Origin of the sequence: Planktotalea sp. (assembly GCF_049680325.1) — a bacterium.
Classification (GTDB): domain Bacteria; phylum Pseudomonadota; class Alphaproteobacteria; order Rhodobacterales; family Rhodobacteraceae; genus Planktotalea.
The window spans coordinates 1-9155 of sequence record NZ_JBAUHO010000334.1; the positions used below are offsets into that span (position 1 = coordinate 1).

The 9155-nt window shown below is 56.8% G+C and carries 10 protein-coding genes; 5 read left to right on the forward strand and 5 right to left on the reverse strand.

Translation table 11 applies throughout. From position 1 onward, the window contains the following. The coding region (ilvC, locus tag WBC85_RS14835) for a ketol-acid reductoisomerase (RefSeq protein ID WP_424438910.1) at nt 1–891 on the reverse strand (891 nt) is incomplete at its 3' end. Between the two features lie 137 nt (nt 892–1028). On the opposite strand from ilvC, the gene WBC85_RS14840 reads away from it, so the two are divergent. The 3 genes from WBC85_RS14840 (at nt 1029) to WBC85_RS14850 (ending at nt 3141) form a co-directional block, all read left to right on the forward strand. After that, nucleotides 1029–1484: an Lrp/AsnC family transcriptional regulator gene (locus WBC85_RS14840; RefSeq protein ID WP_424438913.1), complete on the forward strand. Its 456-nt coding sequence runs from the start codon at nt 1029–1031 to the stop codon at nt 1482–1484. Continuing rightward, nucleotides 1481–1939: an Lrp/AsnC family transcriptional regulator gene (locus WBC85_RS14845; RefSeq protein ID WP_424438916.1), complete on the forward strand. Its 459-nt coding sequence runs from the start codon at nt 1481–1483 to the stop codon at nt 1937–1939. The genes WBC85_RS14840 and WBC85_RS14845 overlap by 4 nt, the downstream gene beginning before the upstream one ends. Before the next feature lie 74 nt (nt 1940–2013). Then, nucleotides 2014–3141 carry an aminotransferase class V-fold PLP-dependent enzyme gene (locus WBC85_RS14850; RefSeq protein WP_424438919.1) on the forward strand — a complete coding sequence of 376 codons (1128 nt, stop codon included), beginning with the start codon at nt 2014–2016 and terminating at the stop codon, nt 3139–3141. Between the two features lie 27 nt (nt 3142–3168). Here WBC85_RS14850 and WBC85_RS14855 read toward each other — a convergent pair whose 3' ends face one another. After that, entirely contained in the window at nt 3169–4362 is a 1194-nt protein-coding gene (locus tag WBC85_RS14855; protein ID WP_424438922.1) for a UbiH/UbiF family hydroxylase, read from the reverse strand. Between the two features lie 69 nt (nt 4363–4431). Next, nucleotides 4432–5076: a pyrimidine 5'-nucleotidase gene (locus WBC85_RS14860; protein ID WP_424438925.1), complete on the reverse strand. Its 645-nt coding sequence runs from the start codon at nt 5074–5076 to the stop codon at nt 4432–4434. A 96-nt stretch (nt 5077–5172) separates the two neighbouring features. Here WBC85_RS14860 and WBC85_RS14865 point away from each other — a divergent pair, with 96 nt between their 5' ends. Then, nucleotides 5173–5823 carry a GntR family transcriptional regulator gene (locus WBC85_RS14865; RefSeq protein WP_424438928.1) on the forward strand — a complete coding sequence of 217 codons (651 nt, stop codon included), beginning with the start codon at nt 5173–5175 and terminating at the stop codon, nt 5821–5823. On the opposite strand, the gene WBC85_RS14870 is transcribed toward WBC85_RS14865, so the two are convergent. Both WBC85_RS14870 and carA read right to left on the reverse strand, forming a co-directional pair. Next, the gene (locus tag WBC85_RS14870; RefSeq protein ID WP_424438931.1) at nt 5760–7691 is read right to left on the reverse strand and encodes a glycosyltransferase; all 1932 of its coding nucleotides are present in this window, start codon (nt 7689–7691) and stop codon (nt 5760–5762) included. The two genes, WBC85_RS14865 and WBC85_RS14870, sit on opposite strands and share 64 nt — an antisense overlap. A gap of 88 nt (nt 7692–7779) precedes the next feature. Beyond that, nucleotides 7780–8964: a glutamine-hydrolyzing carbamoyl-phosphate synthase small subunit gene (gene carA, locus WBC85_RS14875; protein ID WP_424438934.1), complete on the reverse strand. Its 1185-nt coding sequence runs from the start codon at nt 8962–8964 to the stop codon at nt 7780–7782. Here carA and WBC85_RS14880 point away from each other — a divergent pair. Next, a partial coding sequence (locus WBC85_RS14880) for a hypothetical protein (RefSeq protein ID WP_424438937.1) occupies nt 8965–9155 on the forward strand: 191 nt, incomplete at its 3' end.

The following is a 9155-nucleotide window of genomic DNA, read 5'->3' on the forward strand; positions in this document are numbered from 1 at the left end:
GGCGTTTTCAAGCATGAAGTCACGAACGAATTTGCCCTGCTGGATGTCCTGCAACACTTCTTTCATACGCGCTTTTGTTTCGTCGTACTTCAAGATGCGTGGGCCTGTGACGTACTGGCCGTACTCGGCTGTGTTGGAGATGGAGTAATCCATGTTCGCGATGCCGCCTTCATAGATCAGGTCTACGATCAGCTTCACTTCGTGCAAGCATTCAAAATACGCCATTTCTGGTGCGTAGCCCGCTTCAACAAGTGTTTCAAAGCCGCAACGGATCAATTCAACCAAGCCACCGCAGAGAACGGCCTGTTCGCCGAAGAGGTCTGTTTCGCACTCTTCACGGAAGTTGGTTTCGATGATGCCAGAGCGACCGCCACCGATAGCAGAGCAATAGGACAGACCGATTTCCAGCGCTTTGCCGGATGCGTCTTTGTCTACCGCAACAAGGCAAGGCACGCCGCCGCCCTTGGTGTATTCGCCGCGCACTGTGTGGCCCGGACCTTTTGGCGCCATCATGATGACGTCGATGCCTTCTTTAGGCTCGATCAGGCCGAAGTGTACGTTCAGGCCGTGTGCAAAAGCGATTGCCGCACCTTCACGGATGTTGTCGTGCACGTATTTCTTGTATGTTTCTGCCTGAAGTTCGTCGGGCATTGTGAACATGATTACGTCAGCCCAGGCAGCTGCTTCTGCGATGCCCATGGTTTTCAGGCCTTCGCCTTCGGCTTTCGCTTTGGAAGGGGAGCCGTCGCGAAGCGCAACAACTACGTTCTTCGCGCCGGAGTCGCGCAGGTTCAACGCGTGCGCGTGACCTTGTGAGCCATAGCCGAGAATGGCAACTTTGGCTTCTTTGATGAGGTTAACGTCGCAATCACGATCATAATAAACGCGCATGGGTGTAGTCCTTTAAGTTTGGAATCAGCTATTGAGCGGAATTTACGCCAATTGCGATGTTGAACTTTCCTGATCTGCGATGTAATTCCCGTATAAGGAAATTTTCATTCGCGTAATTAGTGAAATGAGTGAATATCATGCTGGATGACGTAGATCGGCGCATACTGCGGCAGATGCAGGCCGCGCCCGAATTGCCGAATGCAGAGCTTGCGGCGCGCTGTGATCTAACGGCTGCGACCTGTTGGCGACGCATTGAAAAGATGCAGGCCTCTGGTGTGCTGGGCGGGCAGCAGGCGGTGATTGACTGGCAGGCGCTAGGCTATGCGGTTGAGGTGAGCCTGCGCATCACGCTGGATAAGACGCAAACGCGTGCCTTTGATGATTTCATTGAGGCCGCACGCGAGGTGCGCCATGTTATCGAGATCCAGACATTTTTGGGCCGCGTCGATGTGCGTCTGTCCGTGATCGCGCGCGATATGGCGCATTACCAGCAAATCTACCGCGAGCGGATTTTGACCCTGCCACATATCGCCGACATTGAAGCGCTGATGCATGTGGCGCGGATCAAACAGGGCGAGGCGCTGCCGCTATGATCGAACTTGACGAGATTGATCGCAAGATTTTGCGCGCCTTGGCACAGGACGCCACGCTTGGGGCAGGGGCGCTTGGACGCCGTTTTGATATGTCCCAACCCGCGATGTGGCGGCGGGTGAAACGTTTGCATGATATCGGTGCGATTCGCGGGCGTCGTTTGGTGCTGGATCATGAAAAGCTGGGCTTTGGCGTGACTGTTTTCCTTGGCGTGAAGCTGGCCACCAAGGGGCGCGTCAGCCTTGAGGATTTCGAACGTGCCGTGAGCGCGATCCCCGAAGTGCAAACGATCGAGCATGTTTTGGGCATGTATGATTACCGCCTGCGCGTTGTTGCGCGTGACATCCCGGACTTTGAACGCGTGCTACGCCGACGGATCATGACCCTGCCCGGTGCGGGCAACGTCGAGGCGAACGTGCTGCTGAGCGAGGAACGTAGGCCGGGGCCGCTGGGCTAGGTATGCGAAAGTAGACTTTGCCAAGTCCGCCGCTTCGCGCTAGCACAGGGACAACTTGAGATATGGAGACGGATATGCCCGCATTGCTTGATACGATTGACCCTAATGGCCTTGAAGAATTCTCGGTGGTCTTCACGGATCGTTCGCTTAACCACATGAGTAAAGCGTTTCAGGGGGTGATGACTGATATTTCCGCGATGCTGAAAGAGGTTTATAACGCTGAGGGCGTCGCATTGGTGCCCGGTGGCGGATCCTACGGGATGGAAGCAGTCGCACGGCAGTTTGTTCGTGGAACCCACGCGCTGGTCGTGCGGAATGGCTGGTTTTCCTATCGCTGGAGCCAGATCATCGAGACAGGTGGTTTAACCGAAAGCTGCACCGTGATGAAAGCGCGCCAGACGGGTAATGACAGCCGCGCGCCATTTGCGCCTGCACCGATTGATGATGTCGTTGCTGCGATCCGCGAGCAGAAACCACAGATCGTTTTCGCACCGCACGTGGAAACTTCGGCGGGTGTGATCCTGCCTGATGATTATGTCACCGCATTGGCCAGCGCCGCCCATGAGGTCGGTGCGTTGATGGTGCTTGATTGCATCGCCTCCGGCTGCGCTTGGGTCGATATGAAAGCAACGGGCGTTGATGTGCTGATTTCCGCGCCGCAAAAGGGCTGGTCTGCTTCACCCTCGGCAGGTTTGGTGATGATGTCCGAGCGTGCCCTGACGCGTTTGGAAGAAACCACGTCGGACAGTTTCGCGATTGATCTCAAAAAATGGTACCAGATCATGCAGGCTTATGAGATTGGCGGCCATGCCTATCACGCGACCATGCCAACCGATGCGCTGCGCGCGTTCCGCGATACGATGACGGAAACCAAGGAATACGGTTTTGACAAGCTGCAAGCGGCGCAATGGCAGCTTGGCGATGCGGTGCGGGCCTATTTGAAGGGCAAAGGAATAACTTCGGTTGCGGCGGATGGTTTTGGCGCGCCGGGCGTTGTGGTCAGCTATACCGATGATCCCGCGATCCAGAACGGCAGCAAATTTGCAGCACTGGGGATGCAGATTGCGGCAGGCGTTCCGCTAGCCTGTGATGAACCGGATGATTTCCGCACCTTCCGTTTGGGGCTGTTCGGTCTGGACAAGCTCTATGATGTGGACGGCACGGTTGCGCGTTTGAGCAAGGTGCTAGATCAGGTGCTGTAAAACGCAAGGTGCGTGAGATCACGCACCTTACCCGCGCGCGCCGAGGCCCATTTGCATGATGGATTTACGCAAGGGTGCGAAGGAATAGAGCGCATTCAGCCCCGCCGCGCGTGCATCGCGCAAGGGGCGGGCAGATAGCATGGACGTGCGGTTCAACATCGTGATACCCGCAACGCGCAGCTTGATGTCATTAATGCGCGCCTTGTGATAAGCATCAAGCATCGCAGCATCGCCCAGCCCTTCGGGGCGTGCCACGGCCAGATCACGCAGTGCTTTGAGATCATTCAGCGACATATTCAGCCCTTGCGCGCCGATGGGCGGAATGACATGCGCGGCCTCTGCAACCAGCGCGAGCCGTTCGCCGCCAAGGCGCTCTGCGTGTTGGCTGATGATCGGCCAAATCGTGCGCGCGGAATTCAGCGTAAGATGGCCCAGCACACCGCAGGAGCGGATGTTCATGGCGTCCTCAAACTGCGCCGCGTCCATTTCGGCCAGCGCTTTGGCTTTTGGCCCTTCTTCCATCCAGACGATAGCAGAGCTGGGCTTGCCGTCAAAATCAGGGAGCGGAACGAGGGTGAAAGGACCACCAGTGCGATGGATTTCTGTAGATACGTTTTCGTGCGGCATTTCATGGGTCACGGAAAATGCCAGCGCCTTTTGTCCATAACGCGTTGTTTTTACGGTGATACCTGCGGCCTCTCGCATGGGTGAGCCGCGACCGTCAGCGGCGATAACCAGCCGTGATTTTGCGCGCGTTCCATCGCTGAAACCGACGCGTGCCTCTGCGGTGCGGGTAAAAAGTGTCTTGGCCCGGACGCCAGTGCGATAGGTTACGTTGGGCAGGCCTTCCAAATGTGCCGCCATTTCGCGGCGCAAGAGCCAGTTGGGTAGGTTCCAGCCAAACGGCAGATCGGAGATATCGGCAGCGTTGAATTCTTTGGAGGTGCGCGCCAGTGGCTCTTCGCCGCCTGCATCAATGATGCGCATGATCTGCAAAGGCGCGGCGTGCGTCTCGAGGCGATCCCAAAGGCCGACATCCATAAGAAGCTGGCGTGCGGGTTGCAAGAACGCGGTGCTGCGTAAATCCGCGCCCTGCGCGTCGCGGGTGGTAACGGGCGGCGCAGGGTCAACGCAAAGCACATCAAAGCCAGCGCTGGCAAAGGCGGCTGTGGCTGTCAGCCCCGCTATACCGCCACCCGAAATGATGATGTCGTGATCCATTTCACTCTCCATACCTATCTTAGAGATAGGCTTTTGAGCGGTGCATGCCACTGGCAAATCGCCGCAATTCTAAATCAACTGGCGCAGAAAACCCGCAAGATCATCGGTATGATGATGAATGTGATCCTGTGGATCAGGTTCTGGCGTGACGAGGACTGTGCGCATGCCAAGCGCATGCGGCACGGCAAGGTTGCGCGGATCATCCTCGAACATGGCGGCGTTCGCAGGGGTTACGCCATCCTTGGCAAACACTGTTTCAAAGGCGGCAGCGTCTGGTTTTGGATGGAACTCTGCATGCTCGACCCCGTAGATCGCATCAAATAGCCCGTCGAGGCCGCGCGCGTTGAGCACATTTTCCGCGTAGGGTGCGCAGCCATTGGTGTAGACGATCTTGCGTCCGTTCAGTGCGCTGATCGCGCGGCGCAGATCGGGATCGGGGGCCAGCACGCTAAAATCTATGTCGTGTACATCGGTTAAATAGGGCGTCGGATCCACGTCATGTTCGCGCATCAAGCCGGCAAGGGTTGTGCCGTGGGTCCGCCAATAATGCGAGCGCAGATGATCGGCCTCTGCACGGTCAACGCCGAGGGCCTGCATAACATAGGCCGTCATGCGCACCTCGATCTGGTCGAAGAGGCGCATGTGCGGCGGATAGAGCGTGTTATCAAGGTCGAAGACCCATGTTTGCACGTGTGAGAAATGGTCTTTTGGCATGATGTAAGGCTAGCGCTAAACCTGCGGCGCGACAACAGGTTGATCGTGCGTCGGGCAGGGCATAGTCTGCGCGAAATCCAAGAGCAGGAGAAAGTGATGAGCCAGACGAGAACGGGGCAGACGGATGCTTATTCCCTCATCCTTGAAGCGATTGATATCGGCGTTTTTAAACCCGGTGACCGGTTGGTTGAAAACGATCTTGCTGAACGCTTTGGCGTGTCACGCACGCCGATCCGCGAGGCGATGCAACGGCTTGAAACCCAGAGCCTTTTGACGCGCGACGGGCGCAGCTTGATCGTGGCCTCCTTGTCGCACAATCAGATGTCCGAGCTTTATGTCGTTCGCGCCGAGCTGGAGGGCTTGGCCGCGCGTCTTGCTGCGCAGCATGCGACAGAAGAGGAAGTCCAGGTCCTGCGCGAAATGGTGGAAGAGGATCGCAAGTTGATGCGTGATCCCTCGGCCCTGTCGCGGGCAAACCGAAGATTTCACAAGCAAATTCATCTGGCCTCTCACAACCGTTTTTTGGTGCGTCAGCTGGGGTTGGTGCATCGCTCGATGGCGCTGATGGCGACGACGTCTTTGGCCGCTGAAGGGCGCGGCGAGGTCGCGATGGAAGAACATAATGCGATCGTCGAAGCGATTGCGCGCCGCGATGCAGATGGTGCCTGCCAAGCGCTGCGCGATCATATTTCGGTTGCCTTTGTGACCCGGCTCAAGCTGGATGCCGGCTCTGCCGAGCCGTCCTGATCGAGCGCGCCCTCACTATGCCCATGCGCGGTTTTTTCCCAATAGAACGGGCGTGTTACCAGTTCCCACGCGCCTTTGTAGATAGCTAAAGTGCCAAGGGCCAAATAGACGCTCATGCAGAGTGTCCAAGGTATCAGGTGGCGGTGTTTTTCGCCTGCGACGGCGGTGATATAAACGCTTGTGCTGATGCACCACATGACCAGAAAAGTGACCATGAGACTGGCAAGAAGATCACGCGGCAACACGCCCTCGATCCATTGCGGGGCACCGAGGTAAATCAGCATGCAGGACCAGATCATCGGGGCAAGCATGTATTGGCTGATTGCCGAAAGGAAGAAGCCCTGAAAGCCGATGAACTTCCACACACCGAGTTCGAAAAGCAGGCGGATCGGGCGGCGCATGTGGGTGAAATAGGTAATGAGGTACCCTTTGAGCCAGCGCGAGCGTTGCTTGATCCAGGGCCAGGGTTGGTTGTTGGCTTCTTCCAGCGTAACGGAATCAATCAAGATCGTGCGAAAGCCCGCGCGGGCAAGGCGGATGCCGAGGTCGGCATCCTCTGTCACGTTATGGGCGTCCCAACCATGTAGTTTTTCCAGTGCGGCGCGTCTGAAAAAGACGCTGGTCCCTCCAAGCGGGATCGCAAATCCGAGACGTGCGACGCCCGGCAGGATCAGACGGAACCAAGTGGCGTATTCGATGGCGAAAAAGCGCGAAAGCGCGTTGGCCTTGGCGTTGTAGAAATCAAGCACGGCCTGAACGCAGGCAACATTGGCCGGCTGGCTGTTGAAAGCGGCGACAACATCCGAAATTTGTTCGGGATGCGGCGCATCTTCGGCGTCGTAAATGCCTATGATGTCGCCTTGGCAAAAGGGCAGGGCATAGTTCATCGCGCGCGGCTTGGTCATGATCTGGCCCTTGGGAACGATCAGCATGCGCATCCAGAACGGCAGGTCGGCCTGTGCAAGATGATCGCGCGTACGTACATCATCGGCCTCTACCACAAGGATGACATCAAGCAGGGCCTTGGGATAGGTCAATAAATCTATCCTTTTAAGCAATGTATTCAGGATGTCGCTTTCATCATGCAGCGGGATGAGAAGACTTACGCGAGGGAGTTTTTCAGGCAGCTTGGCGGTCGAAGCAAGGATGGGCACCTTTGAGAATAGCTGAAGCAGCGCGCCAGAAGTTTTGATCGCAATTCCCACGCAAACCATGGCGATCGCAAAAAGGAAAACAGCGCGATAGAGCCCGCCCAAGGTGAACCATTGCATGAAGAGCCCGAAAGTTAGGGCGCAGAACAGTAGGGCCAGCAGCGTTTTGATTTGTGCAGGCAGGTTTCGGCAACTCAGATCGTCGGGCACCAGATGTTCGGCGCGTTGGCTAAGCGCAGAGGTGCTGTGCGCGCAGATGGTTTGTTCGATGGTCTTGCGGCTGACAATAATCATTGAGGCAGGCAGCAGATGTGCGGGCAGCGTTGCTAGGGCCTGTTCATAGGTTTCGGGCGCACTGGTTGCGACTAGCGTGACCCCATCAACCCGCGCCCAAGGCATCGCATGCACTTGAAGCGCAATGTGCGGTTCGATGCTTGCGAGCAGGGAGGGATCGGGTGGAATTTCGTCTGGCGTGATAAAAGGCACATCATATTGCAAGGCCAAGGTCCGAAACAGATCGACCTCGCTGAGCAAGCCATGTGCGCACAGAAGATGACCAAGCTGCGCGTCGCTAAAGCGTTGATGCCCAAGTGTGGCAAGAACATCAGAGGTTTTGATTAGCCCGCGATCCACAAGCAAACGCCCGAGCGGGCGCTTTGTGTCAGTTCGATCAATTGTTGCGCCCAGTTTGACCCGACGCATGCGGGAGTCGCTCATAAAAGGGTCCGGTCCGTCGGCATCCGAACCGTTTATGAGGCCGCTTGGGTTAATACCGCGTTAACGAACGCGATAGTGATCCGTTATGTCAGGCTTTGGCGTCGGCCATGTATTGGGCGAAACGCTCGAAAAGGTAATAGCTGTCCTGCGGGCCGGGGCTTGCCTCGGGGTGGTGCTGCACGGAAAAGACGGGACGTCCTTCAAGGCGGATACCGCAGTTGGAGCCGTCAAACAGCGAAATATGGCTTTCAACGACGCCCTTGGGCAAGGTCTGGCTGTCCACTGCAAAACCGTGGTTCATCGAGGTGATCTCGACTTTGCCAGTGTCCTGATCTTTTACAGGGTGGTTTGCGCCGTGGTGGCCGTGATTCATCTTGATCGTCTTGGCACCGACTGCGAGGGCAAGCATTTGATGTCCAAGGCAAATCCCGAATACAGGAAGATTTTCCTGAGCCAGGATGCCTTGGATCATCGGCACAGCATAGATACCAGTAGCGGCCGGATCGCCCGGGCCATTGGACAAGAAAACGCCATCTGGGTCGTGCGCCAGGACCTCTTCTGCGGTTGCGGTTGCGGGCAGCACGGTGACGTCGCAACCTGCGGACGCAAGACAACGCAGAATGTTGCGCTTTGCGCCGAAATCAATCGCGACAACCTTGTGCTTCGGGGCGTCCTGCGTTGGATAGCCATCAGGCCATGCCCAACGCATTTCATTCCAGCGATAGCTTTGCGCGCAGGTGACGTCCTTAGCCAGATCAAGGCCTTCCAAACCGGCAAAGGCTTTGGCCTGCGCAACCAGGGCATCGGTGTCAAAAATTCCATCCGCGTTGTGGGCCAAGGCCGCATGCGGTGCGCCTTGCTGGCGGATTGCGCGGGTGAGGCGACGGGTATCGATCCCGCCAATCGCGATACGGCCCCGCGCCGCGAGCCAATCGCCCAGTTCTTGCGTGTTGCGCCAGTTAGAGGCCAGTGTCGGGTTCCATTTAACGACCATGCCAGCCGCGACTGGATCAGTGGTTTCATCATCCTCGACGTTGGTGCCGGTATTGCCGATATGGGGGAAGGTGAAGGTGACGATCTGGCCTGCATAGGACGGGTCCGTCATGATTTCCTGATAACCTGTCATCGCGGTGTTGAAGCAAAGCTCTGCCACCGTGGTGCCCGTTGCGCCGAACCCCATGCCATAAAACAACGTGCCATCCGCAAGCGCGAGGCAGGCGGTGGGCTTTACTTTTGCGTCGATTGTCTCGAGCGTTTGAGCAGCGGTGGGCATGTGGCAGTTCCCCAATTTTCAGATGTGCAAAAAACAGCAGCTAAATTTGCGCGAAACTATGTGCCAGCCCTCGCAACGTCAAGAGATAGCCCAAAAACGAAATCATTAAAAATCAATGACTTAAATAAATTTCAAAGACTTGCGCCGAAAGCGGGCTTTGGGTATGGTCCAAGGCTCTCACCAGCCAGGGG

Excerpts from the sequence above, each read along its gene's own strand:
- WBC85_RS14840 (WP_424438913.1), top strand. The coding sequence starts at position 1,029 with ATGCTGGATGACGTAGATCGGCGCATACTGCGGCAGATGCAGGCCGCG.
- WBC85_RS14845 (WP_424438916.1), top strand. The coding sequence starts at position 1,481 with ATGATCGAACTTGACGAGATTGATCGCAAGATTTTGCGCGCCTTGGCA.
- WBC85_RS14850 (WP_424438919.1), top strand. The coding sequence starts at position 2,014 with ATGCCCGCATTGCTTGATACGATTGACCCTAATGGCCTTGAAGAATTC.
- WBC85_RS14855 (WP_424438922.1), bottom strand. The coding sequence starts at position 4,362 with ATGGATCACGACATCATCATTTCGGGTGGCGGTATAGCGGGGCTGACA.
- WBC85_RS14860 (WP_424438925.1), bottom strand. The coding sequence starts at position 5,076 with ATGCCAAAAGACCATTTCTCACACGTGCAAACATGGGTCTTCGACCTT.
- WBC85_RS14865 (WP_424438928.1), top strand. The coding sequence starts at position 5,173 with ATGAGCCAGACGAGAACGGGGCAGACGGATGCTTATTCCCTCATCCTT.
- WBC85_RS14870 (WP_424438931.1), bottom strand. The coding sequence starts at position 7,691 with ATGAGCGACTCCCGCATGCGTCGGGTCAAACTGGGCGCAACAATTGAT.
- carA (WP_424438934.1), bottom strand. The coding sequence starts at position 8,964 with ATGCCCACCGCTGCTCAAACGCTCGAGACAATCGACGCAAAAGTAAAG.